Origin of the sequence: Streptomyces sp. NPDC005799, assembly GCF_040630525.1 — a bacterium.
GTDB lineage: Bacteria > Actinomycetota > Actinomycetes > Streptomycetales > Streptomycetaceae > Streptomyces > Streptomyces griseorubiginosus_B.
This window is the reverse complement of sequence record NZ_JBEXXQ010000017.1, coordinates 1-23,182: the sequence shown is the minus strand read 5'-3', so window position 1 is coordinate 23,182 and position 23,182 is coordinate 1. Positions and strand designations below refer to the sequence as shown.

Annotated in this window: 21 protein-coding genes and 1 pseudogene; 13 read left to right on the top strand and 9 right to left on the bottom strand. The window is 70.9% G+C overall.

Annotated elements, in window-relative coordinates:
* Nucleotides 1-55: 55 nt before the first annotated feature.
* The 5 genes from ABZ453_RS18400 to ABZ453_RS18380 all read right to left on the bottom strand — a co-directional run bounded on the left by ABZ453_RS18400 (nt 56) and on the right by ABZ453_RS18380 (nt 4,235).
* On the bottom strand, nt 56-829 hold the full coding sequence (locus tag ABZ453_RS18400) for a succinate dehydrogenase iron-sulfur subunit (RefSeq protein WP_133043133.1): 774 nt from the start codon (nt 827-829) through the stop codon (nt 56-58).
* On the bottom strand, nt 829-2,583 hold the full coding sequence (gene sdhA, locus ABZ453_RS18395; RefSeq protein WP_358593302.1) for a succinate dehydrogenase flavoprotein subunit: 1,755 nt from the start codon (nt 2,581-2,583) through the stop codon (nt 829-831). The genes ABZ453_RS18400 and sdhA overlap by 1 nt, the downstream gene beginning before the upstream one ends.
* A 19-nt stretch (nt 2,584-2,602) precedes the next feature.
* Complete coding sequence (locus ABZ453_RS18390) at nt 2,603-3,085, bottom strand: succinate dehydrogenase hydrophobic membrane anchor subunit (protein ID WP_359015993.1); 483 nt, start codon at nt 3,083-3,085, stop codon at nt 2,603-2,605.
* A gap of 5 nt (nt 3,086-3,090) precedes the next feature.
* Nucleotides 3,091-3,471 carry a succinate dehydrogenase, cytochrome b556 subunit gene (sdhC, locus tag ABZ453_RS18385; RefSeq protein WP_133043130.1) on the bottom strand — a complete coding sequence of 127 codons (381 nt, stop codon included), beginning with the start codon at nt 3,469-3,471 and terminating at the stop codon, nt 3,091-3,093.
* 251 nt (nt 3,472-3,722) lie between these two features.
* Nucleotides 3,723-4,235 carry a 2-oxo-4-hydroxy-4-carboxy-5-ureidoimidazoline decarboxylase gene (locus ABZ453_RS18380; protein ID WP_359015992.1) on the bottom strand — a complete coding sequence of 171 codons (513 nt, stop codon included), beginning with the start codon at nt 4,233-4,235 and terminating at the stop codon, nt 3,723-3,725.
* A 194-nt stretch (nt 4,236-4,429) separates the two neighbouring features.
* On the opposite strand from ABZ453_RS18380, the gene ABZ453_RS18375 reads away from it, so the two are divergent.
* The 3 genes from ABZ453_RS18375 (at nt 4,430) to ABZ453_RS18365 (ending at nt 7,358) form a co-directional block, all read left to right on the top strand.
* Complete coding sequence (locus ABZ453_RS18375) at nt 4,430-6,058, top strand: family 20 glycosylhydrolase (protein WP_359015991.1); 1,629 nt, start codon at nt 4,430-4,432, stop codon at nt 6,056-6,058.
* A gap of 102 nt (nt 6,059-6,160) precedes the next feature.
* The gene (locus ABZ453_RS18370; RefSeq protein ID WP_359015990.1) at nt 6,161-6,667 is read left to right on the top strand and encodes a hypothetical protein; all 507 of its coding nucleotides are present in this window, start codon (nt 6,161-6,163) and stop codon (nt 6,665-6,667) included.
* A gap of 106 nt (nt 6,668-6,773) precedes the next feature.
* On the top strand, nt 6,774-7,358 hold the full coding sequence (locus tag ABZ453_RS18365; RefSeq protein ID WP_359015989.1) for a hypothetical protein: 585 nt from the start codon (nt 6,774-6,776) through the stop codon (nt 7,356-7,358).
* Here the strand turns inward: ABZ453_RS18365 and ABZ453_RS18360 are convergent.
* Nucleotides 7,347-7,790, bottom strand: a complete 444-nt coding sequence (locus ABZ453_RS18360) for a DUF1877 family protein (protein WP_359015988.1) — start codon at nt 7,788-7,790, stop codon at nt 7,347-7,349. The two genes, ABZ453_RS18365 and ABZ453_RS18360, sit on opposite strands and share 12 nt — an antisense overlap.
* 167 nt (nt 7,791-7,957) lie before the next feature.
* Here ABZ453_RS18360 and ABZ453_RS18355 point away from each other — a divergent pair, with 167 nt between their 5' ends.
* Together ABZ453_RS18355 and ABZ453_RS18350 are read left to right on the top strand one after the other, a co-directional pair.
* Nucleotides 7,958-8,347, top strand: a complete 390-nt coding sequence (locus tag ABZ453_RS18355; RefSeq protein WP_359015987.1) for a hypothetical protein — start codon at nt 7,958-7,960, stop codon at nt 8,345-8,347.
* A gap of 75 nt (nt 8,348-8,422) precedes the next feature.
* Nucleotides 8,423-9,895: an MFS transporter gene (locus ABZ453_RS18350; RefSeq protein ID WP_359015986.1), complete on the top strand. Its 1,473-nt coding sequence runs from the start codon at nt 8,423-8,425 to the stop codon at nt 9,893-9,895.
* A 22-nt stretch (nt 9,896-9,917) separates the two neighbouring features.
* Here ABZ453_RS18350 and ABZ453_RS18345 read toward each other — a convergent pair whose 3' ends face one another.
* Complete coding sequence (locus tag ABZ453_RS18345; RefSeq protein ID WP_359016103.1) at nt 9,918-11,969, bottom strand: peptidoglycan recognition protein; 2,052 nt, start codon at nt 11,967-11,969, stop codon at nt 9,918-9,920.
* 510 nt (nt 11,970-12,479) lie between these two features.
* Here ABZ453_RS18345 and ABZ453_RS18340 point away from each other — a divergent pair.
* The 5 genes from ABZ453_RS18340 (at nt 12,480) to ABZ453_RS18320 (ending at nt 16,305) form a co-directional block, all read left to right on the top strand.
* The gene (locus tag ABZ453_RS18340) at nt 12,480-13,097 is read left to right on the top strand and encodes an RNA polymerase sigma factor (RefSeq protein WP_359015985.1); all 618 of its coding nucleotides are present in this window, start codon (nt 12,480-12,482) and stop codon (nt 13,095-13,097) included.
* The gene (locus ABZ453_RS18335) at nt 13,094-13,387 is read left to right on the top strand and encodes a hypothetical protein (protein ID WP_359015984.1); all 294 of its coding nucleotides are present in this window, start codon (nt 13,094-13,096) and stop codon (nt 13,385-13,387) included. The genes ABZ453_RS18340 and ABZ453_RS18335 overlap by 4 nt, the downstream gene beginning before the upstream one ends.
* Nucleotides 13,380-14,117 carry a hypothetical protein gene (locus ABZ453_RS18330; protein ID WP_359015983.1) on the top strand — a complete coding sequence of 246 codons (738 nt, stop codon included), beginning with the start codon at nt 13,380-13,382 and terminating at the stop codon, nt 14,115-14,117. Before ABZ453_RS18335 ends, ABZ453_RS18330 begins: the two co-directional genes overlap by 8 nt.
* A 299-nt stretch (nt 14,118-14,416) precedes the next feature.
* Complete coding sequence (locus tag ABZ453_RS18325; RefSeq protein ID WP_359015982.1) at nt 14,417-15,079, top strand: RNA polymerase sigma factor; 663 nt, start codon at nt 14,417-14,419, stop codon at nt 15,077-15,079.
* A complete protein-coding gene (locus tag ABZ453_RS18320) occupies nt 15,079-16,305 on the top strand; it encodes a hypothetical protein (protein ID WP_359015981.1) in 1,227 nt (408 codons plus the stop codon). Before ABZ453_RS18325 ends, ABZ453_RS18320 begins: the two co-directional genes overlap by 1 nt.
* 226 nt (nt 16,306-16,531) lie before the next feature.
* Here ABZ453_RS18320 and ABZ453_RS18315 read toward each other — a convergent pair whose 3' ends face one another.
* A complete protein-coding gene (locus tag ABZ453_RS18315; protein ID WP_359015980.1) occupies nt 16,532-17,347 on the bottom strand; it encodes a L,D-transpeptidase family protein in 816 nt (271 codons plus the stop codon).
* A gap of 234 nt (nt 17,348-17,581) precedes the next feature.
* Between ABZ453_RS18315 and ABZ453_RS18310 the strand changes: the two genes are divergently transcribed.
* The 3 genes and pseudogenes from ABZ453_RS18310 to ABZ453_RS18300 form a co-directional block, all read left to right on the top strand.
* Nucleotides 17,582-19,162 carry a methylmalonyl-CoA mutase family protein gene (locus ABZ453_RS18310; protein ID WP_359015979.1) on the top strand — a complete coding sequence of 527 codons (1,581 nt, stop codon included), beginning with the start codon at nt 17,582-17,584 and terminating at the stop codon, nt 19,160-19,162.
* A 70-nt stretch (nt 19,163-19,232) separates the two neighbouring features.
* Entirely contained in the window at nt 19,233-19,883 is a 651-nt protein-coding gene (leuE, locus tag ABZ453_RS18305) for a leucine efflux protein LeuE (protein ID WP_359015978.1), read from the top strand.
* Nucleotides 19,884-20,018: 135 nt separating this feature from the next.
* A pseudogene (locus ABZ453_RS18300) lies at nt 20,019-20,205 on the top strand (TetR/AcrR family transcriptional regulator C-terminal domain-containing protein); the annotation flags it as partial.
* 58 nt (nt 20,206-20,263) lie between these two features.
* On the opposite strand, the gene ABZ453_RS18295 reads toward ABZ453_RS18300, so the two are convergent.
* On the bottom strand, nt 20,264-22,927 hold the full coding sequence (locus ABZ453_RS18295) for a glycosyltransferase family 4 protein (protein WP_359015977.1): 2,664 nt from the start codon (nt 22,925-22,927) through the stop codon (nt 20,264-20,266).
* Nucleotides 22,928-23,182: the final 255 nt, after the last annotated feature.

The window sequence follows — 23,182 nt, the reverse complement described above, 5'->3', positions numbered from 1 at the left end:
GAGGAACGGCCCCTCGTCGTACGGCTTTTGACGCGCGAGCGCCGAAGACGCCCGATCAGAAGCGGCGGGTGATCAGGGCCCGCTTCACTTCCTGGATCGCCTTGGTGACCTCGATGCCCCGGGGGCAGGCGTCCGTGCAGTTGAAGGTGGTGCGGCAGCGCCAGACGCCGTCGCGGTCGTTGAGGATCTCCAGGCGCTGCTCGCCCGCCTCGTCACGCGAGTCGAAGATGAAGCGGTGCGCGTTGACGATGGCGGCCGGACCGAAGTACTGGCCGTCGTTCCAGAAGACCGGGCACGAAGAGGTGCAGGCCGCGCAGAGGATGCACTTCGTGGTGTCGTCGAAGCGCTCGCGGTCCTCCGCCGTCTGCAGCCGCTCGCGCGTGGGCTCGTTCGTGTCCTTCGTGATGAGGAAGGGCATGACGTCCCGGTACGCCTGGAAGAACGGCTCCATGTCCACGACCAGGTCCTTCAGGACCGTGAGGCCCTTGATGGGCTCGACCGTGATCGGCTTCTCGGGGTTGATGTCCTTGATGAGGGTCTTGCAGGCAAGACGGTTCTTGCCGTTGATCCGCATCGCGTCCGAACCGCAGATGCCGTGCGCGCAGGAGCGGCGGAAGGTCAGCGTGCCGTCGACGTCCCACTTGATCTTGTGGAGGCCGTCGAGGACGCGCTCCTTCGGGTCGATCTCCAGCTGGAAGTCTTCCCAGACCGCCTCGGCCGAGACCTCCGGGTTGAAGCGGCGGATCCGGAAGGTGACCGTGATGTAGGGGGAGTCGGCGAAGCCGGGCTCGGGGGCCGCGTCCGCCTTCTCCAGGGTCGGAGTTGCCATCAGTACTTACGCTCCATCGGCTGGTAGCGGGTCTGGACGACCGGCTTGTAGTCCAGGCGCACGGTCTCGGTGCCGTCGTCGCCCACCTCGCGGTACGCCATGGTGTGGCGCATGAAGTTGACGTCGTCGCGGTTGGGGTAGTCCTCGCGGTAGTGACCGCCGCGGGACTCCTTGCGGGCCAGCGCGGAGACGGCCATGACCTCGGCCAGCTCCAGCAGGTTGCCCAGCTCGATGGCCTCCAGCAGGTCCGTGTTGAACCGCTTGCCCTTGTCCTGGATCGCGACGTTCTTGTAGCGCTCGCGCAGCTCGGCGATCTTCTCGACGGCCGTCTTGATCGTCTGCTCGGTGCGGAACACCATGACGTTGGCGTCCATGGTCTCCTGCAGCTCACGGCGGAGCACGGAGACCCGCTCGGTCCCCGTCGACGTGCGCAGCTGCTCGATCGTCGAGACCACGAGCTCGGCCGGGTTCTCCGGCAGCTCGACGAAGTCGGCCTTCTGGCTGTACTCCGCCGCCGCGATACCGGCCCGGCGGCCGAACACGTTGATGTCCAGGAGGGAGTTGGTGCCCAGACGGTTCGCGCCGTGCACCGACACGCAGGCGACCTCGCCGGCCGCGTACAGGCCGGGGACGACCGTCGTGTTGTCCGCCAGGACCTCACCCTCGACGTTCGTCGGGATTCCGCCCATCGCGTAGTGCGCGGTGGGCTGGATCGGGATCGGGTCCGTGTACGGCTCGATGCCCAGGTAGGTGCGTGCGAACTCGGTGATGTCCGGGAGCTTGGCGTCCAGCTGCTCCGGCGGCAGGTGCGTGAGGTCGAGGTAGACGTGGTCGCCCTCGGGACCGCAGCCGCGGCCCTCGCGGATCTCCGTGTAGATGGAGCGGGAGACGACGTCACGGGATGCGAGGTCCTTCATGACCGGCGCGTACTTCTCCATGAAGCGCTCGCCGTCCTTGTTGCGCAGGATGCCGCCCTCACCACGGGCGCCCTCCGTCAGCAGGATGCCCATGCGCCAGATGCCGGTCGGGTGGAACTGGAAGAACTCCATGTCCTCCAGCGGCAGCCCGCGACGGTAGACGGCGGCCTGGCCGTCACCGGTCAGGGTGTGCGCGTTGGACGTCACCTTGAAGAACTTGCCGCAGCCGCCGGACGCGTAGATCACGGCCTTCGCCTGGAAGACGTGGATCTCGCCGGTCGCCAGCTCGTACGCCACGACACCGGCGGACTTCCTGACGCCGTCGACCTCGGTGATCAGCTGGTCCAGGACGTAGAACTCGTTGAAGAACTCCACGCCCTCCTTCACACAGTTCTGGTACAGCGTCTGCAGGATCATGTGGCCGGTGCGGTCGGCCGCGTAGCAGGACCGGCGGACCGGCGCCTCACCGTGGTTACGGCTGTGACCGCCGAAGCGGCGCTGGTCGATGGTGCCGTTCGGGGTGCGGTTGAACGGCAGGCCCATCTTCTCCAGGTCGAGGACCGAGTCGATGGCCTCCTTCGCCAGGATCTCGGCGGCGTCCTGGTCGACCAGGTAGTCACCGCCCTTGACCGTGTCGAAGGTGTGCCACTCCCAGTTGTCCTCCTCCACGTTCGCCAGCGCGGCGGCCATGCCGCCCTGCGCGGCGCCCGTGTGGGAGCGGGTGGGGTAGAGCTTGGTCAGCACGGCGGTGCGGCTGCGCTTGGTGGACTCGATGGCCGCGCGCATGCCCGCGCCACCGGCGCCGACGATGACGGTGTCGTACTTGTGGATCTTCATGATTCTCGCAGCCCCGTGCCTAGCGGATGTTCGGGTCGAAGGTGAAGATCACCAGCGTGCCCAGCAGGATGGTGAACACCGTGGCGGTGTAGAGCAGGCCCTTGAGGCACAGCCTGGTGTTCGCGCGCTCCGCGTAGTCGTTGATGACCGTGCGCAGGCCGTTGGCGCCGTGCAGCATCGCGAGCCACAGCATCAGCAGATCCCAGACCTGCCAGAAGGGGCTCGCCCAGCGGCCGGCCACGAAGGCGAAGCCGACCTTCGACACACCGCCGTCGAGCACGAGCTGGATCAGCAGGTGGCCGAGGACCAGGACGACCAGCACGATGCCGGACAGGCGCATGAAGAGCCAGCCGTACATCTCGAAGTTGCCCCGGGTGGACTTCGGGGTCTTCTTGGTGCGCTTGCGCGGGGCCTCGATGAACGGCGCCGGGTTGTCGACGTTGTAGAGGGACTCGCCCTCGACCGGGCCGACGCCGGAGGGGGTGGATTCGGTGGTGGCCATCGGTGTCAGCTCCCGAACAGTTCACGAGCGGCGTGGCCGAGGACGGGGTAGATCGCCCCGATCATCAGCACGACCCAGATGCCCACGACGGACCAGAGCATCTGCTTCTGGTAGCGCGGGCCCTTCGACCAGAAGTCGACGGCGATGACGCGCAGGCCGTTGAGCGCGTGGAAGAGGATGGCGGCGACGAGGCCGTACTCCAGCAGTCCCACGATCGGGGTCTTGTACGTGGCTACGACCTTGTCGTAGTCCTCGGGTGACACACGGACGAGAGCGGTGTCCAGCACGTGAACGAACAGGAAGAAGAAGATGAGGACGCCGGTGACTCGGTGAGCCACCCAGGACCACATTCCTTCCCGGCCGCGGTACAGCGTTCCAGCCGGCACGGAAGTCCCTCCGGGAGCGGGGATTGGGGCCGCGCCGGCTTGTGCTGTCGGTCGGGCCCGGCCGGGTACGGTCCACCGGCCCTCAGCATCGTATCCACCGTTGCCTGCGGCGCTTACGCCGGGCCTACCGGTGTGATCAAAGTGGCACGCGGATGGGTGAGCTCTGCGGCTTCTGGGGTGGGTTGTTCTGCTATGTGCCGGGTGCGGCGCCGTCGTGGCTGGTCGCGCTCACGCGGCGGTAGCCGCACATGTCACAGCCCCGCGCCCCTGAGCATGCCGGACAACCGTTCTTTCGCCAGGCGCCGGAGTTCCTCTGCCGCTACCACCCGCTCGTCCTCCGGATCGTTCGTCAAACGTGACCGGATGGCTGCCAGTACGTGGTCCAGTACCTGGCCCGGAGGCAGACCGTCCACGCAGATCACGAAGGCGTGGCCGAATTTCGTCTCGTATGCGGCTTGTGCCGCTCTCATCGCGGTATGGGCGGCTGAGTATGTGTCGTCGGGTAGCGTGGGGAGGGTCTCGGCGGCCAGGGCTTCCGAGAGGTCCGCCGGGCTCAGGTCGTACGCCGCCTCGTCGGAGGCGGCCAGCAGCGCGGCGAGGTCCGGGTAGGGGCGGTGGTCCGCCACCCGGTGGGCCCAGCGGAGGCTGCGCAGACAGTCCAGGAGGAGCTTGCGGGCGTCGTCGGCCGGGGCCGTGTTGAAGACGCCCAGGAGGGTGGGCAGCGTCGGTATGGCCGCTCGGTCGGGAAGGTGTGTGGGCGTCACGTGTGTTTCGGCAGGGGAAGCTGTGGGAGGTGTGACGTCACGTTATCGAGAGTGGGCGTGACGTGTCCGACGGATGCCCGAATTTCACCCGCAGGGGAGAGTTTCGGAACGCTTGGTGGACCCCCGCGTCCGCCCGGGAGTCTTAGGTTGGCGGAGTGAGTCAGCACAGGAGGCGTCGGCGGCCGGCGCGGAACGTGAAGCCAGGGATCGTGATCGGAGCGGCGCTCGCCGTGACGGTCGGGGCGGGAGTGAGCCTCGGGCTGTGGGCCTCCGGAGGCGACGACAGTGCGCCCGCCGCGTCCGCGCGGGAGCAGGCGCAGAACTCCGGCGGCGGCTCGGACCCCACGTCCACCGCGCCGCGCGCGGGCAGCCCGACACCGAGCCCCACCCGCTCGTACCCCCTCTCGCAGGCCCCGCAGACCATTCCCGCCGTGCGCTCGCACACCGCGGCGCGCGGACCCGGCTGGCGCCCCGCACGCGGTGAGCGCGTGGTGGTGGGCGATCCGCGGCTGGCCGACGAGGGTCGGCTGATCGCCTCCGAGCTGGGGCTGACGTACGCCGGCGAGAAGAACGACGTCAAGGCCGGGGACGTGCGGCTGGCGCTGGGCGGCGGCCAGGGCGCGAATCCGGAGTCGTACGTCATGACCGTGCGCGGCGGACGGGTGAGCATCAGCGGGCCCGCCGACTCCGGGGTGTTCTACGGCACGCGCACGCTGAAGCAGGAGGTCCACGGCGGCCGCACGGCGCCCGAGGGTGTCGTACGCGACCAGCCGGCCAAGCCGGTGCGCGGGTTCATGCTGGACATCGCGCGCAAGAACTTCACCGCGCGGTGGATCGAGGACCGGGTGCGGGAGCTCGGTGACCTGAAGTTCAACCAGCTGGGCCTGCACTTCTCCGACGACCAGGGTTTCCGGATCGAGTCCAGCAGCCATCCCGAGGTCGTCTCGCAGCCGCATCTGACCAAGGCCGAGGTGAGGCGGATCGTCGCGCTCGCGGCCTCGCGGCACATCACCGTGGTGCCCGAGATCGACTCGCCAGGGCATCTGGGAGCGGTGATCGCCGCTCATCCGGATCTGCAGCTGCGCAACGTCCGGGGCGTGCCCGTGCGCGGCGCGGTCGACATCTCCAAGCCCGCCGCGGCGAAGATCGTCGACGATCTGCTGAACGAGTACGCCGGTCTCTTCCCCGGCGACCAGTGGAACCTCGGCGGTGACGAGTACCAGGCGCTCGTCGTGTCCAACCCGCAGGCGTCCTTCCCGCAACTGGCCGCCGCCGCCCGGGACAAGTACGGCTCCGGCGCGACCGTCTCCGACCTGACGACCGGGTGGCTCAACGACCGCGCGGACACGATCCGCGCCCACGACCGCACGATGCGTGCCTGGAACGACGGCTTCCTCCGCGGCACGTCCGTGCAGCCCGCCAAGGACCTCCAGGTCGGGTACTGGACCGGCAAGGAGTACGGGGCCCGTCAGCCGGTCGAGTATCTGAGCGCGGGGCGGAAGGTCATCAACTACAACGACGAGTACCTGTACTACGTGCTCGGACAGCCCAACAACTTCGTCTACCCGACCGGGCAGCGCATCTACGAGCAGTGGACCCCGCTCGTGGTGCGCGGCACCACGGCGGTTCCCTCGCGGTACGACGGGCAGATCCTCGGCGGTTCCTTCGCCGTGTGGTGCGACCTGTCGAACTCGCAGACCCAGGACCAGGTCGCGGCCGGCATCCGGATGCCGCTGCGGGCCACCGTCCAGAAGCTGTGGGATCCGGGGCGGCCCGCGCTGTCGTGGACGCGGTTCAAGGCGCTGGCCGACCGGCTGGGTTGACGCCGGCTCTCTTCTCCCATAGGGCTGCGAACAGTCGTACGTGTCGTAGGACTGTGGTGTGTTCGGCGCGAGCCGAAGCCGACGAGCCGTGGGGGATCGGACATGGGCTACTGGGGGTACTACGTCGTCGGGCGCGGCGAGCGGCCGCTCGCCGGGCTGGACGCGCTGGCCGGCGCCAAGGAGGGCATGGAGCTGCGGGCCGAGGCGCCCGGCGGCTGGCAGGTCTGGGAGTACCCGAGCGAGGACGGCGAGCTCGGGAACATGAACGTCCTCGCCGCTCAGACCGGCGCGCCGGCGCTCTTCGGGTACGTCATGGACAGCGCGTCGGTGGTCGTGGAGGCGGCGGCGCCGGAGAGCGGCGCCTGGACCACGTGTCTGGGGCGGGCCGCGATGGCCGGGTACCTCGACGCCGGGAACGAGGGGCTCACCCTCGAGGACTACTTCCTGGAACCGCGCGAAGCGGCCGAGCGGGCCGTGACCTGGGCCGCGGAGGCCGGGCACGAGGTGAGTGCGGAGCCGCTGGTCGAGGTCCTGACCGCGGAGCCCGACCTCTTGGCCGAAAATCTTTTCTTCCGCCTGCTCGACCGGCTCGGGGTGGTGCCCCTGTGACACTCACGGGCCGTCGCGCGCAGTAAGGGGAAGTGCGGGCTCCGTTAAGGAAGGGCCCGCTGAAGGCCCGGTGGAGCCTCGCAGGGGCCCGCAGAGGGAGGCGTGGATGAGCCTGGTGGAACTGATCGCTCAGGCCGACGAACGCGGACTGGCCGCCAGCGGGCTGGCTTGTTTGGATCGCTGTGTGCCGCTGCTGGGCGGCGACGACGAGGTGCTGCGGCCGCTGTGGGGGAGCCTGTCCGACGCCGGGGACGACGCGGAGTGGGGGACGCTGCTGGAGCAGGTGCGGGGGAAGCTGGCCGGGGCGGAGGAGTACGCCGGGTCCGTCGAGGACGAGGCGGCGCTGCTGGCTCGGCGGATGCTGGCCGCCGCGCCGGCGGAGCGGTCGGGCGGGGAGATGCGGGTGTGGGCGGACGGGTGTTCGGTCGCCGCGCTGCAGATACACCGGCTGCTGGACCCGCTCGCCGACCGCGCCTCCTCGGTCGACTCCCGGCGGGAGGGGCTGACGGAGGGCATGTCGCCGCTGGTGGCGGCGGAGCTGCGGCGGCAGACGACCGTACTGGAGCTGCTCGCCGGGCATGGTCCCGCCGGGCTGCGGCGGGCGCTGGAGGTGTCGGTGGAGGGGCGCCGGGTGCTGCGGGCCGTCGTCTCGCGGCGGGCCCGGACGCACCGGGGGCCCTCAGCGCAGTAGGCACTTCACCACGGCGTCTCCGTACTCCGTCGTGCGGGCGTAGAAGGCGGCGAGGTCGCGGTGGGCCGCCGCGAACAGGGCGTGCAGTTCCGGTTCGGCGTCGGGGCCGCCGTAGTCGGCCAGCAGGTCGTCCCTCGCCTTCTGCCAGAGGGACTCGAAGTCCGTCGTCTGCAGGAACGTGCTGACCCGGGCCACCTGGGCCGCCGTCAGCAGCAGGAACGGGGGCACTGAGGTGCCGCCGAGGACCACGTCGGCCGCCGGGCCGTAGAGGGCGTGCTGGTCCAGGTAGGTCGTGTCCAGCACCTCCTCACGGTGGCGGTCCATACGTTCGCGCACGGTGTCCCAGTCGTCCTCGAACAGCCGCTGCAACCAGTTCGCGCTGTTGCGCAGCGCCGAGGGCGGCACCGCGCGGAGATGGAAGTACAGGCTCATCAGTGAGAGGAGCGCACGGAACGGGCGAAGCGTCACTCCCGGGCACAACGCCCAGCTGAGGGGTTCCTGTGACCATGCTGGGGCGGAGCTGGGGCGGTCCTGCGCCGGTCCCGGGGAAGGGCCCGATTTCGTGTGACACACGGCACGCCCGGACCGCTCATGGCTATGTGACTACCTTCCAGGAGACCAGGCCGAACGCGGCGGCGAAGCCCGTGCGGTGGGCGGCGGACGCGGTGGCGACGATGCGGGAGGGGGCGCGGCTGCGCCTCGACTATTCGGCGCAGAGCCTGTGGCGCGTCGACCGCCTGATCGACGAGATGCGCCGCGACGCGCCGCCGTACGCCGCCGTGGAGCGGGTGCTGCGCGGCTTCGGGGCGTACGCGGGTGAGGTGATCGTCCGTCAGACCGGTGCCGAGTGGTGGGCGAGCGGGGGCGAGCACTGGCTGCGCACGCCGGACGGGCGACTGTGGGATCCGGTCGACGAGGCCCGGCGGTGCTTCCTTGGTGACGGGTCGCTGCGGTTGCTGTGCCGGGAGGCGGGAGCAGGGGCGCGGTAAGGGCGGGAGCAAAATCGCCGTAATAAGAGACGCGGCCGTTCCCAAACGAGTGTGACGCGGAGCACGATGGGGGGCATGGCTGACAACCGTCGTTGGTGGGCCCTCGTCGTCATCGCGCTCGCCCAGTTGATGGTCGTCCTCGACATGACCATCGTGAACATCGCCCTGCCGTCCGCCCAGTCCGCGCTGCACATGTCGGACGGGAACCGGCAGTGGGTCATCACCGCGTACACACTGGCCTTCGGTGGGCTGCTGCTGCTCGGCGGCCGGGTCTCCGACCTGGTCGGCCGGAAGACGACCTTCGTCATCGGGCTGCTCGGCTTCGCCGCCGCCTCCGCGCTCGGCGGTGCCGCGGCGAACTCCGGGATGCTGTTCGGCGCGCGCGCCCTGCAGGGCGTCTTCGCCGCGCTGCTCGCCCCGTCCGCGCTGTCGCTGCTGGCCACGACCTTCACCGACCCCAAGGACCGCGGGAAGGCGTTCGGCATCTTCGGCGCGATCATCGGCGCCGGTGCCGCGGTGGGCCTGCTCGCGGGCGGGTTCCTGACCCAGTACCTGAACTGGCGCTGGTGCCTCTACGTCAACGTGCCCATCGCCCTGATCGCCTTCTTCGGCGCCATGGCCCTGCTGGAGTCCGGCGTCCGCCACCCCGGCGCCCGTCTGGACGTGCCGGGCGCGTTGCTCGGGTCGGCCGGGATGCTCTCGCTGGTGTACGGCTTCTCCGAGGCGGAGTCCCGGGGGTGGAGCGACGGCCTGGTGCTGACGCTGCTCGCCGCCGGGGTCGTCCTGCTCGCGGTGTTCGGATGGTGGCAGACACGGGCGCGGGTGGCGCTGCTGCCGATGTCGGTGGTGAAGGACCGGCAGCGGATCGGGGCGTTCCTGACCGTGCTGCTGACCACCATCGGCATGTTCGGCGTCTTCCTGTTCCTCACCTACTACATGCAGGGCATCCTCGGATACTCGCCGGTCAAGACGGGCCTCGCCTATCTGCCCATCACGGTCGGCATGATCACCGGCTCCACGCAGGTCGCCGCCCGGCTGCTGAACCGGGTGCCGCCCCGGGCGCTGATGGTGCCGGGGCTGCTGCTGGCCGCGGGCGCGCTGGCGATCATCGCGCAGGTGGGCGTGGAGCCCGCCTACGCCTCGCACATCCTGCCCGCGATGCTGATGCTGGGCCTCGGCATGGGCACGGCGATGATGACGTCCGTGTCGCTGGCCACCGGAAGCGTCCCGCCGCGCGACTCCGGCGCGGCCTCCGCGACCTTCAACACCGCACAGCAGGTGGGCGGTTCGATCGGTACGGCGCTGCTGAACACCATCGCCGCGACCGTGACCGCGCGCTATCTGACCGCGCACGCGGGACCCGGGGTGAACCGGCGGCAGCTCGCGGCCGAGGCCACCGTGCACGGCTTCAACGTCGCCACCTGGTGGGCGATGGCGGCGCTGCTGCTGGCCGCGCTGATCGCCGGAGTGGTCGTGAACGCGGACCGGGCGCCCACCCCGCAAGCCGCGCAGGAGAGGACGCCCGAACCGGTGGACACCGCTATGTGACGTACTTCTTGATGTACACGATCTACTTGATGTACACGAGGCCGTCCGTGGTGACCGTCGGACGGCCGCTCGTGCCGACCACCACGATCTTCACCGTGTGTTTGGCGCTCCCGGACCAGGTCTTGGTCCAGATCGCCTGGCGGTACAGGGTCGTCGAGGACTTCAGGTCGACCGTGCTCACCTTCACGCCGTCGACGTACACGTACGCCTGACCCGAGGTGGACGCCCGCGACACCACCCAGGAAGCCGAGCGGCCGGTGAAGGTCCAGGTCAGGCTCGCTCCCTTGGAACCGCTGGAGTACGACTTCCCGCCGAGGTAGCTGCTGGACGAACGGGCCGTCCAGCTGCCGGACCTGACGGCCGAGGTCTCCTGCAGGATCACCGGCGTGTAGGACGGCGACGAGGTGCGGGTGTTGCCCGCGTAGTCGTACGCCTTCATCGACCAGGTGCTCGCCGTACCGGACGTGGCGGTGCGGCTGGAGCTGGTCGTGGTCGGGCCGAAGGTGGCCGTCGTCGGCGACAGCAGGCTCACCGACTTCAGGGCCGCGTCGTCGGCCGCCTTCCAGCCGAGGGTGACCGGGACGGCCGTGGTGTTGACGGTGCCGGTGCGCAGGGAGATCTTCGGCGCGGTCGTGAAGGTGGGCGCCGTGGTGTCGGTGACGACGGTCAGCGCGGAGCTCGTCGCGGTCTTGCCGGACTGGTGCACGGCCCGTACGGCGACGCCGTGACGGCCCGAGGGCAGTGTGGCGCCGACCGAGGTGGCGGTGCCGGAGGCCGTGGCCGCGACCTTGCCGTCCACCAGCAGCTCGAACCGGGAGATCAGCGAACCCGGGGTCGTCGTCGACCACTTCGCCGTGATGGCGCCCTTGGTGTAGTACGTCGAGCCGGACAGGGCCGCACCGGACAGCGAGGTGAGCTTCAGGCCCTGCACCGGGCCGGACGCCCAGGCGCGGATCGTCGGCAACTGGGCGTAGAGGGAGCTGCCGGGGCACTGTGTGTTGTAGCCGTCGCGGTGACCGGAGATCCGGTTGAAGGTGTAGGAACCGCCCGCGGTGAAGCCGGTGCTGAAGTAGTTCGTCTGCGTGGCGCCCGACTTGAGCTGCACGGTCGTCGCCGGGTCGGCGTCGTACTGGCCGAGCTTCCAGGCCGCGATCCGGGCGACCGACTCCAGCGCGGCGTTGGAGGCGGCGGTGGTGGTGTACTCGCCGAGCACCGCGATGCCGGCCGACTCACGGTTCCAGCCGTAGGTGTGCGCGCCCAGCACTGGGCGGTCGACGCCGCCCTTGCGGCCCTCGAAGATCGTGCCGCACTTGTCGACCAGGAAGTTGTAGCCGATGTCGTTCCAGCCGTTGGTCTGCGTGTGGTACGCGTAGATGCCCCGCACGATCGCCGCGGAGTCGGCGCACGAGTAGTCGTTCGAGCCGTCCGTGTGGTGCACGAACACGGCCTTCACATCGGCGTTGTACTCCGACGGATCGGGGCTGAGCGACTCGTCGGCGCCCCAGCCGGCCCGCGAGACGATCGGCGGCTCGGGGACTGTGGACGGCGGCGCCGGCGGGACGCTCACGGACGCGCTCGCCGACGGGGACGAACTCGTGGACGGAGAGGCCGAGTCGCTCGCCGGTGCCGAGACGCTGTCGCTCGGCGAGACGGAGTCGGTCGGTGACGCGGAGTCCGTCGGCGGCGCGGAGTCGCTCGGGCTCGGGCTGTCGCCCGGGGACGTGCCGTCCGTCGGGCTCGCCTCCGAGACGTACGCCGCCGGCTCGGTGGCCTTCGTCTCGGCGGTCGTCGCGACGCCGGGGTCGACCAGGTTGACCTGCAGGCCCTTCGGCAGGCCCGCGCTGGTGGAGCCGTCCTTGTGGACGACCTGGACCTCGACGCCGTCGGAGGGTCCGACCCACAGCGGTTCGGACGCGCCGCGGGCGTCGGGACCGGCCTCGGGGTCGACCAGCGGAGCCGTGTCCGTCTCCAGGTCGCGCCAGGCGGACCACGCGCCGGTCTCCAGGCTGCGGGTACGGACCTCGGCGGTGCCGTGCAGCCGCTGGGTCGGCCCCGTCCAGGAGACGCCGAGCATCGAGAACTGCCTGGTCCCGGTGCGGGGCAGCTCCCGCCTGCCGCTCGTGGTGCCCTTCAGCGCCAGGTCGTAGACCTTCACCGGACGCTTGGCCCGGACACCGGCGCCGTGGCCGGCGGACGGGCCGGCGACGGCGTACGTCACCACACCCCCGCTCCCCAGCACCACCGCGCCGAGCGTCAGCCACGCCCGGCGCTTGAAGCTCAGCGGTCTGTACGCACGCGTGCCGCGTGGACTCACTACCCCACCCCTAGAAAAGAAAAGACCGTGATCGTCAAACGTGCCACATCTGCCACCCCTGTCACTCGTGTTGCACAGGTGGCACATACACACAGCGTTGACCGAGGGTCAAACGTCACCCGGGTGTTCCGGGCGCTCCCGATTGAACGGGCTGTGACACTTCCGTGACGCCTGGCGCTGATGAGCGTGGAGGTGTGCGCACGGACGGAGGTGCCGCACGGGGCGGGCCCGGCAGGGCCACCTTCGCACGCGTACGAACGAGGACAGTCGTTGGGCCAGGCACGGGAACCCCGCCGCACGCAGGCGTCCGACGGGGAGCTGGGCGCGGCCGTCGCGCGGGCCCAGGAGGGCGACGAGGCCGCGTTCGCGGCGGCGTACCGGATCGTGCAGCCCGGACTGCTCGGCTATCTGCGCGGGATCGTCGGCGACGACGCGGAGGACGTGGCGTCGGACGCCTGGCTGGAGATCGCCCGCGATCTCGGACGGTTCCGCGGCGACGGGGCGGGCTTCCGCGGCTGGACGGCGACCATCGCCCGGCACCGCGCGCTGGACCATCTGCGCCGGCAGAAGGTACGGCCCCGGTCGGCGGGGCTGGAGCAGGACGTACTGGACCTGCCCGGGCCGCACAGCACCCACGACCAGGCCCTGGAGGCGCTGTCCACCGAGCGCGCCCTGGAACTCCTCCGCGAACTGCCCCGCGACCAGGCCGAGGCCGTGCTGCTGCGGGTGGTCGTCGGCCTCGACGGCCCCGCCGCGGCCCGCGTCCTCGGCAAACGCCCCGGCGCGGTCCGCACGGCCGCCCACCGGGGCCTGAAGCGCCTTGCCGCCCTGCTCGACGCCCCGGGTGTGACGAATGACGACCCCCGGACGCTGGGGGAGTCGAAATGAACGTCAGCGACGGAACGTACGTCAACCACGGCGTGGACGCCGACGACGCGACGGACCCGACCGGACGCACGACGTACGAGGACACCACGACGGCTCCGCGCACCGACTCCGACACGGGAGCTGCCGGTGCCGGTGTCGGTTCATGGGCCGGCGCAGGTGTCGGTGGTGGCTCGCGTGGCGGCTTGGGCGGTCGCGCGGGTGCGTGGCTCGGCTTTCGGGTCGGGCCTGGTGGTGGCGGTTACGGCGACGGCGGACGGCCGTCGGACACGGATGGATGCGGGCATGGGTGAACGGCAGAGCGAGGGCGGTGCCCCCGGTCGTCGGCGTGCGCACCATGACGGCAGCGTGTCCGGGGCCGGGCAGCGGGCGAACGGACCAGAACTGGAGTTCCTGCTGGCCGGGGTCATGCGGTCCGGCGGCGTCGACGGCGAGGCCGAGCGACGGGCGGTGGCCGCGTTCCGGGAGGCGAGGGACGCCGGTGCGCACCGCGCGAGGACCCGGCGCAGTGACGACTGGCGCCCGCGTGAGCGCACCCGCACCCGCCGTTCCCTGAGGGCCACGCTCACCCTGTCGCTGGCAGGTCTCACCCTGGGCGGCGTCGCGTTCGCGGCGATCGGCACCGTCGGCTCGTCCGGCCCCGACCACAAGAACCCGCCCCAGGCGCGGCCCACCGCACCCACCACCCACCCGGCCGTCCGGCCGTCGGACGGCTCGACCGCGCCCGGCACCGCGCACCCGGCCCACCCGTCCACCGCACAGGACACCGAGGCCCACTGCAAGGCGTACGAACACGTCAAGGGCAACGGCAAGGCACTGCAGTCGACGGCCTGGCAACGGCTGATCGCGGCCGCGGGCGGCGAGGCGAACGTCGCGGCCTACTGCGCCGAGCAGCTGGGACTCCAGACGGCCAGCACCATGCCCAACAACGGCAAGGGCAACGGAGCCGACGACGCCGGAACGTCCGACAACGGCAAGAGCGCCGACAAGGGCAACGGCAAGGGCAACGGGAAGAACGGCTGACAGCCACCCCCGCGAACCCGGCGGTTTCGGCCACCGAAGCAACGGCCGGGGCCGCCACCCCCCACAGGAGAGGCCCCGGCCGTCGCGCGGTCGGGCCGCGCGGCGGCCCGTATCTTCTACAGCGCCATGAGTGCGGTTTCTGTCACACCCCGGGTGCGACCAGTCCCGTAACGGAGTGGTTGAGAATTGTACGGACATGGACGAGCAGCGGTTTCAGGTCGTAACGTGCCTTTCGCGCCGGGCGTGGCTCTCGCATGATCGCCGTGACCACCGGCCGACCTTCGACTGAGGAATTACGGGTGCTGGGGGACGACGCGGAGCTGACCGCCGCGGTGCTTGCGGCACAGGACGGGGACGAGACCGCGTTCCGTGCTGTGTACCGAACCGTGCACCCCCGGCTGCTCGGATACGTCCGTACCCTCGTCGGCGACCCGGACGCGGAGGACGTGGCCTCCGAGGCCTGGCTGCAGATCGCCCGCGACCTGGACCGGTTCAGCGGAGACGCGGACCGCTTCCGGGGCTGGGCGGCCCGGATCGCCCGCAACCGGGCCCTGGACCACATACGGATGCGCGGCCGCCGCCCCGCGATCGGCGGCGACGAGACGGAACTGACCGCCAGGCCCGCGGAGTCCGACACGGCGGGCGAGGCCATGGAGTCCCTCGCCACCGACCACACCCTCTCCCTGATCGCCCGGCTGCCGCAGGACCAGGCCGAGGCGGTCGTGCTGCGCGTGGTCGTGGGCCTCGACGCCAAGAGCGCGGCCGAGACGCTCGGCAAGCGGCCGGGCGCCGTCCGTACGGCCGCGCACCGCGGTCTGAAGCGTCTCGCCGAACTGCTCGGCGAGGATCCGGAATCGAGCGGCGGCCTCGACGCGCTGCCGCCCCAGCGAGAACCGCACGGGCGTGCGGTGACGTCCGCGAGTGTGACGCGTCTGCGCGCGCGGACGCAGAAGGACATGTGATGGCCGACGAGCAGTACAAGTGGCTGGACCGCGAAACAGCGGAGCTTTTGCTGCGCGGTGAGTCACTGGACGCTGTCGACGCCGCCGCCCGCGACCAGGCCGAACGGCTCGCGAAGACCCTGGAGTCGCTCACCCCGGAGGAGCCGGGCCACGCCGAACTCCCTGGCGAGGCAGCCGCCCTGGCCGCGTTCCGCGCAGCACGCTCGACCGCGGACGCCGGCGCGGGCGCCGCCGAGGAGACCAGCGCGGGCCCCCGAGACGGACACCGTGACGGACATGCCTCGGCCGCTCATCCCGGCCGCGTGACCGCCGTCGGCCCCCGCGCCCCAGGCCGGAGCGCCCCCACGGTAAGCCAGACCTCCGATGTCGATCGCCGTGCAGGTGGTCACAGCGGCCCTTCCGTGGGCGGTCACGACGCCGGGCTCATCAGTATCGGGGCCCCCGGCCGTGCCGCCCGGCGGTCCCGCTGGAGCCGGCCCGCGCGGTTCGGGATGGCCGCCGCGCTGGCGGTCGGCATGGTCGGCGGGGTCGCCGCCGCGGCGACAAGCGGAATCCTGCCCACGCCGTTCGGCCGTGACAGGCCGAGCCCGGCCGTCTCGGCCGGGGTCACGCGCGACCGTCCGCCGGTCTCGCCCACGCCGAGCGGAGCCCAGGTCGCGCCCACGCCCGACGACTCCACCGGCGGTACCCCCGAAGCGGGCAGGCCGGGCGGCACGCCCGACGACGGCCCGACGGCCAAGTCCGGTGCCGAAGCCGGGAGTTGGTGGCGGAAGCAGGCCCCCTCGACATGCCGTGACGCGCTCGGCGGCAAGGAACTGACCGCCCACCGCAGACAGGCCCTGGAGAACGCGGCCGGCGGCGCCACGCCCGACCGCGTCTGGAAGTACTGCAAGACCGTCCTCGGCGCCGAGGACAACGCCCGCGACGGCAAGAACACCAAGGGCGGCAAGGGCATCGAGGGCAAGGGCAACGGCAAGGGCAACGGCAAGGGCAACGGCAAGGGCAACGACGGCCGGGGCAACGGCAAGGGCAATGGCAAAGGCGGCCGGGGCGAGGGCAACGGCTCCGGAGGCCAGGGCGACCAGGGCGACGACGAAGGCAACCACATAGCGCCTGGTGACGGCTCCGGCGGCAGCGGAACGGGCACGGGCGACGGCCCCCTCACGTCCGCCGCGCCCCTGGCGGCGCACACCCCGGCGCCGACCCCGACCTACATCGCCCTCTGAACCGCCAGTCGCCCCCTCTGACCTGGGCCGACGCGATCCGTGATGTTTTCTCGGCCTCGCCGGTAACGTTTTCGGCCGTTCCGACGCAGTAGTGAGTGAGCCGACTGGTCATCGGCCGTCGCACAGAGCCGGGGTTCCCCCCGTACCCACGGCTCGTGCACCTCGGCGCGGGCGGGACACGTTCCCCCGGTCCCGCCCGCGCCCCACACATCCCCTTCCGTACGCCTCAGCGGTACACGACGACCTTGTCGCCGTTGCGCACCTGCGCGTACAGGCTCGATATCGCCGCCTCGTCCCGGACATTGACGCAGCCGTGCGAGCCGCCGGCGTAGCCGCGGGCCGCGAAGTCGTAGGAGTAGTGCACCGCCTGGCCGCCGCTGAAGAACATGGCGTACGGCATCGGGGAGTCGTACAGCGTCGACCAGTGGTCGCGGGACTTCCAGTACACGTGGAACACGCCCTCCCGGGTGGGCGTGCCCACGGCGCCGAAGCGGACGGACATCTCCGAGACCGTCCGGCCGTCGATCATCCAGCGCAGGGTGCGGGTGGTCTTGTCGATGCACAGCACACGCCCGGTCGTGCAGCGCGGATCGGGCGCGCCGGCGGGCTGCCCGCCCATCAGGTACAGCTCCCACGTGCCCGGCTCGTGGGTCATCTTCTTCAGCCGCTGCCAGGTGACGCTGTCCGTCTCACCCGTCTTCGGCAGCCCCCGTCTGCCCTGGAACCCCTTGACCGCGGCCTCGGTCAGATCGTCGTACGACCCCGTCGGACCGTCGAAGAGCCAGTCCACCTGCCGCAGCCGTGCCTGGAGTTCCCGCACGCCCGATCCCGAGTCGCCGCGCGACCACAGCACGGCGGCGCCGGTGCCGGATGTGGCGGGGGGCGTACTCCGCCCGCCGTCGGACCCGGAGGCCGACGGGGTGCTGCTCGGCAGCACGATGTGCACCGGCGATCCGCCCTTGCCGTCGCCTCCCTGCACGGTGCAGCCCCAGACGCTCACCAGAGCCACGAGCGCCGCGCCGACGGCGGCCTTGGTGCCCATGCCCGTAGTACGCAAATCCGACCCCCGACGTCTCACCGATGAGCCCGTGTGTCACCTGACATGCTGCCCGCGGGTGACGCCTCGCGAACGGCGGTGCATGGTTGTGACGGAGGCCGCAGAACACCTGTGAGGAAGGTCCCAGCGTGCTCCCCTGCAAGGGCCGCACGGGCACCGCTACGCTCCGCAGGAGGGTCGGTCTGTACTGGCCAGTAGCTCAGCGGGAGGCATCACACCATGGCGCGCGAGTCGGAGTCCGGACTGCCCATCGAGCCGGTCTACGGGCCTGGGAGCCTGGAGGGCTGGGACCCGGCCGAGAAGCTGGGCGAACCGGGCGAGTACCCGTTCACGCGGGGCGTGTATCCCTCCATGTACACCGGCCGGCCCTGGACCATGCGCCAGTACGCCGGCTTCGGTACGGCGACCGAGTCCAACGCCCGTTACAAGCAGCTGATCGCCAACGGCACGATGGGTCTGTCGGTCGCCTTCGACCTGCCCACCCAGATGGGCCACGACTCCGACGCGCCGATCGCGCACGGCGAGGTCGGCAAGGTGGGCGTCGCCATCGACTCGGTCGACGACATGCGGGTGCTGTTCGGCGGCATCCCGCTGGACAAGGTCTCCACGTCGATGACGATCAACGCGCCGGCGTCGTTGCTGCTGCTCCTGTACCAACTGGTCGCCGAGGAACAGGGCGTGTCCGCCGACCAGTTGACCGGCACGATCCAGAACGACGTGCTGAAGGAGTACATCGCCCGCGGGACGTACATCTTCCCGCCCAAGCCCTCGCTGCGCCTGATCGCCGACATCTTCAAGTACTGCAAGGCCGAGATCCCGAAGTGGAACACCATCTCGATCTCCGGCTACCACATGGCGGAGGCCGGCGCCTCGCCCGCGCAGGAGATCGCGTTCACGCTCGCGGACGGCATCGAGTACGTGCGCACGGCGGTCGCCGCCGGCATGGACGTCGACGACTTCGCCCCGCGCCTGTCCTTCTTCTTCGTGGCGCGCACGACGATCCTCGAAGAGGTCGCCAAGTTCCGTGCCGCACGGCGCATCTGGGCCCGGGTCATGCGGGAGGAGTTCGGCGCGAAGAACCCCAAGTCGCTGATGCTGCGCTTCCACACGCAGACGGCGGGCGTGCAGCTGACGGCCCAGCAGCCGGAGGTGAACCTGGTCCGGGTCGCCGTCCAGGGCCTGGCCGCGGTGCTCGGCGGCACGCAGTCCCTGCACACCAACTCCTTCGACGAGGCGATCGCCCTGCCGACCGACAAGTCGGCCCGTCTGGCCCTGCGCACCCAGCAGGTCCTCGCCTACGAGACGGACGTGACGGCGACCGTCGACCCCTTCGCCGGGTCCTACGTCATCGAGAAGATGACCGACGACGTCGAGGCGGCGGCGCTGGAACTGATGCGGAAGGTCGAGGACCTCGGAGGGGCCGTCTCCGCCATCGAGCACGGCTTCCAGAAGAACGAGATCGAGCGCAGCGCCTACCGCATCGCCCAGGAGACGGACTCCGGCGAGCGGGTGGTGGTCGGCGTCAACCGCTTCCAGCTCGACGAGGAGGAGCCCTACGAGCCCCTGCGCGTCGACCCCGCCATCGAGGCCCAGCAGGCCGAACGCCTGGCGAAGCTGCGCGCCGAGCGCGACCAGCAGGCGGTGGACGCGGCCCTGGACGCCCTGAAGAAGGCGGCCGAGGGCGAGGACAACGTCCTCTACCCGATGAAGGACGCCCTGCGCGCCCGCGCGACGGTCGGCGAGGTCTGCAACGCGCTGCGGGAGGTCTGGGGCACCTACGTGCCCTCGGACGCCTTCTGATCAGCACCGGACGCCTTCTGACCGGCACCGGCACCGGGGAGTGTCAGACCCCCGTGCGAGACTCCCTTCCATGTTCGGCGTCATCGATCTCCCCACCTATCTGGCAGGCCTCGTCCTGATCGTCCTGCTGCCCGGGCCCAACTCGCTGTACGTGCTGTCCGTGGCCGCCCGCAAGGGCGTGCGGGCCGGGTACACCGCCGCGGCCGGGGTGTGGTGCGGGGACGCCGTGCTGATGACCCTGTCGGCCGCCGGGGTGGCCTCCCTGCTCCAGGCCAACGCCGTGCTGTTCGGGATCGTGAAGTACGCGGGGGCCGGTTATCTGACGTGGCTCGCGGTCGGGATGATGCGGGCCGCGTGGGGGCTGTGGCGCGACCGGCGGGGACCGGCGGCCGTGGAGGGGGACGCCGCCGGTGTCACCGACGAGCGGCCCTACCGCCGTGCCTTCGTCGTCAGCCTCTTCAACCCCAAGGCGATCCTGTTCTTCGTCGCCTTCTTCGTGCAGTTCGTCGACCCGGGGTACGCCTACCCGGCCCTGTCCTTCGTCGTCCTCGGCGCCTTCGCCCAGCTCGCCAGCTTCCTCTACCTCAGCGCGCTGATATGCGGCGGCACCAGGCTCGCCGCCGCCTTCCGCCGCCGTAAGCGGCTTTCGGCGACGGCGACTTCGGCGGCGGGGGTGCTGTTCCTCGGGTTCGCGGTGAAACTGTCGCTGGCGAGCGCGTAGGGCGTACGGCGCAGGGGTCAGCTCAGGCCGACCCGGGTGAGGTGGGCGCTCAGTCCGGCCGCGGAGTCGTCCTCCCAGCCGACGTAACCGTCCGGCCGGGAGATGGAGGAGAACCCGCGCCTGTTCACCGCGGCCCAGGAGCGGGGCGTCCAACCCGCGCCAGAGTGAGCGCAGGGAGGGCTACGACGTGGCGGAACGGGCCCGGCTGCCGGCCGAGTTCCCGCTGTCGGCGTCCGTGGGCGCGGAGATCTTCGAGGACTACGACCGGCACTTCGAGGAGGGCCCGGCGCTGATCGTCGCGGGGATCGAGGCCCGTTACCAGCGGAAAGGGGGTGAGGCCCCGACGCGAACGTCAGGCCCTCACCCCACGAGGGTCACCCTCAGTCGGACTTCAGCAGCCGCGCCGAGCGGTTGGCGAGGTCGATCCGGATCGACTCCTTGCGGGCGAGCTGCCGTATCGCCTTGCCGCGCGCCCCGAGGCCGCCGGCCACCCGGTAGATCTCCGACCAGACCCGCATCCGGTCGCCGCCCGCGATCGCGGCGGCGGACAGCAGACGGCACGCCTCGTCGACGTCGCCGCGCCCGGAGCGGATCTCGGCCATGCCGATCAGCACGTCCACGGGCTGCCGGCGGCGCAGGATCTCGGTGCCGACCCGCAGCGCGTCGTCGTGCTTGCCCGCGGTGAAGTGCCGGGTGAAGTCCTCGGCGAGGTACTTGCCGTGCCGGGAGAGCACCGCGGAGAAGGGGCCCTCGCCGTAGGTGGTCTCACCGTCCGGCTCCTCGGTGGCCGCGGCGGGCGCCACGTCCTCGGGGCCGGCCAGGCCCAGCGCCGTCGTCATCCGGGCGGTGAAGGCGGAGATGTCGAACAGCGCCTCGACGTCCTGGTACTCCTCCTCCGAGACCTCCTCGTCGAGGACGTGCCGCAGCGCGTCCAGCGCCGCCTCCGGCGTGTACTCGGCGAAGGAGCGGTAGCCGGGCACGCCCTCCAGCACCTCGCGCGAGCCCACCCGGTGGTAGGTGACGGTCCGCAGCCGCTGCTGCACCGCCTCGACCACCGACAGCGGCATCGGGTCGTCCACGCTGGAGAGGAAGAAGACGTCGGAGGCGGCGAGTTCCTCGCGCACCCGGTCCCGGGAGAGCGCTCCCATCCACTCGACGCGGTCCGACAGCAGCGTCGAGGGGCCGATCCGCCAGGTCTTGTGGCCGATCCAGGCGAACCGCCACGGCAGCCCCTGCGCGTACGCCAGTTCGGCGACCCGTGAGAACAGGTCCAGTCCCTTGCGGTCCTGCATCGAGCCGACCATCACGATCCGCGGCCGCTCGCCCGGCGTCTGCCGGGCCCGGGCGCGGTGGGTGTCGAGCGGCACGGTGTTGTAGACGACGACCGGGTCGCTCACGCCGATCTGCCGGAACATGTCGGCCTGCGCGGTGGACACGCACAGCACCTTGATCTTCGGCAGCACCTTGAGCATCTCGGCGTGCCGCAGCGCGTGCTGCTCACCCTCGAAGTTCATGACGTACTCGGTCTCGTGCGCGTACAGCACCACGGACTTGCCCAGGGCGACGAGCGCCTCGGTCAGTTCGTTGGCGAGCGCCGAACGCCAGAACGGGGCAAGGCTGTTGATCAGGACGACCTCGGTGCCCTCCAGGTCGGCCAGCACGTCCTCGGTGCGCGAGTACACCCCGAGGTCGAAGTAGCGGATGTCGACCGGGGACTGCGCGAGCAGGGCCTGGGTGTAGGTGAGCACGGGGATCGCCACACCGGTGACGTAGGAGAAGCCGAGACCGAGGATCGCCAGCGAGCGCGGCCGGTTCATCCGGCCCTCGACCGCCCGCAGGGCGCGCTCGGCGCGCGAGAGGTGGCCCCGCGGCCCGTCCTCGGGGGCGGACCAGCGGGGCGCCGGCCGCTCGAGGGGGATCTCGGCCTCCTCGATGCGGCGCAGCACACGGGCCGGGACGTCGTCATGGAAGGTGACGAAGTGCTCGACCGGCTCGCCGTGCGCGTTGGCCGTGAACTTGCCCGAGCGCTGCAGGTCGGCGGCGACGTCGACGAGTTCGCCGACCGTGCCGACGTTGCGCAGCAGCGGGTGGTTGATCGTCGGGAAGACGATGTTCAGCGCGGGCGGGCTGAACAGGATCAGCGGGGTGCCCGCGCGCAGCGTCTGCAGATAGGTGGTGGAGAAGAAGGTGATGGCGAGGTCGTAGCCGTCGAGGGCCTCGGCCTCCAGCAGCGCGCTCTCGTCCAGCACGGTCACGTCGGGCAGGGTCCGCAGCCATTCGAGGTGGCCGCGCAGGGTGGAGGGGTGCGGCTTGATCTCCACCTCGCCGAAGGCGGTGAGCGCTTCGCACAGCTCCGTCAGCTGCTCGCGGTGGTCGTTGCGGGAGAGCTTGCGCTGGTCGCTGAGCGGCTGGTCGAGGACGACCATGCGCAGCGGCTCACCGGGGCGTTTGGCGTGCCGGTGGGTCGTGGAGCGGGCCGCGCGCAGCAGCAGCGGGTCGTCGCTGTGGCCGAGCGCGCCGGTGATGTGGACCGGCGCGTCGGCGTCCGCGGAGCGGAACAGCAGGTGGTGCGCGGTCGCCGGGCCCCAGACGCAGACGGCGGCGGGGGAGGAGGAGCCGTAGTACCAGTTCTGGTCGCGCAGGCCCGCGTCGGTCCTCTTGAAGTGGAAGTCGAGGTGCCCGTCCTGGACGAGGACCAGCGGCAGGGTCCGGCCGAGTTCACCGGCGACCCGGCGGCCGCGCTGCGACTGGTCGTTGAAGAACACCAGCCGGTCGATGTGTTCCTGCTCGGTGAACGCGCGCATCCGGCGGCCCACCTCCTCGAGGAACTCGGCGGCGCTGAGCGGCTCGTCGACCTGGAAGAGGTTGTGCACCTTGAGGTCGTCGAAACGGGCCGCGGCCTCCTGCTCGATCCAGCCCGCCACATCCCCGTCCCGGTCGGCGGTGACCAGGTGGAACGAGTGGGCGTGGGCTCCGGGGGCCTTCATGATCTCCGCCGCGAGACCGACACCGTTGCGGTTCTCGACGAAGACTGCGATGCGCATAACCTTCATAAGAGGGCATGAAATACGAACGGGTTCCCTCCGTAATCGAACTTCGGGGGAACCATCGGTGAACAGCTGGGTATGCGAGCCTATGGGGTTCCTATGCGGGAGACCAAAAGGGGCCAAAAAAGTAGGAAGCTCCTTGCGGTCGCGCGGTGTCACCACCCGCCGGCCCCCACGGGCGGAGGGGGGCGGGGCGCGGTGAGGGCGTGTACGGCGTGGAAAACCCCCCCCCGCCCCCCCCCCCCACGGCCC

Coding starts and splice junctions, on each gene's coding strand:
- ABZ453_RS18400 (WP_133043133.1), bottom strand. CDS start 829: ATGGCAACTCCGACCCTGGAGAAGGCGGACGCGGCCCCCGAGCCCGGC.
- sdhA (WP_358593302.1), bottom strand. CDS start 2,583: ATGAAGATCCACAAGTACGACACCGTCATCGTCGGCGCCGGTGGCGCG.
- ABZ453_RS18390 (WP_359015993.1), bottom strand. CDS start 3,085: ATGGCCACCACCGAATCCACCCCCTCCGGCGTCGGCCCGGTCGAGGGC.
- ABZ453_RS18370 (WP_359015990.1), top strand. CDS start 6,161: ATGGGCTACTGGGGGTACTACGTCGTCGGGCGCGGCGAGCGGCCGCTC.
- ABZ453_RS18365 (WP_359015989.1), top strand. CDS start 6,774: ATGAGCCTGGTGGAACTGATCGCTCAGGCCGACGAACGCGGACTGGCC.
- ABZ453_RS18360 (WP_359015988.1), bottom strand. CDS start 7,790: ATGAGCCTGTACTTCCATCTCCGCGCGGTGCCGCCCTCGGCGCTGCGC.
- ABZ453_RS18350 (WP_359015986.1), top strand. CDS start 8,423: ATGGCTGACAACCGTCGTTGGTGGGCCCTCGTCGTCATCGCGCTCGCC.
- ABZ453_RS18345 (WP_359016103.1), bottom strand. CDS start 11,969: ATGCTCGGCGTCTCCTGGACGGGGCCGACCCAGCGGCTGCACGGCACC.
- ABZ453_RS18335 (WP_359015984.1), top strand. CDS start 13,094: ATGAACGTCAGCGACGGAACGTACGTCAACCACGGCGTGGACGCCGAC.
- ABZ453_RS18330 (WP_359015983.1), top strand. CDS start 13,380: ATGGGTGAACGGCAGAGCGAGGGCGGTGCCCCCGGTCGTCGGCGTGCG.
- ABZ453_RS18320 (WP_359015981.1), top strand. CDS start 15,079: ATGGCCGACGAGCAGTACAAGTGGCTGGACCGCGAAACAGCGGAGCTT.
- ABZ453_RS18315 (WP_359015980.1), bottom strand. CDS start 17,347: ATGGGCACCAAGGCCGCCGTCGGCGCGGCGCTCGTGGCTCTGGTGAGC.
- ABZ453_RS18310 (WP_359015979.1), top strand. CDS start 17,582: ATGGCGCGCGAGTCGGAGTCCGGACTGCCCATCGAGCCGGTCTACGGG.
- leuE (WP_359015978.1), top strand. CDS start 19,233: ATGTTCGGCGTCATCGATCTCCCCACCTATCTGGCAGGCCTCGTCCTG.
- ABZ453_RS18295 (WP_359015977.1), bottom strand. CDS start 22,927: ATGCGCATCGCAGTCTTCGTCGAGAACCGCAACGGTGTCGGTCTCGCG.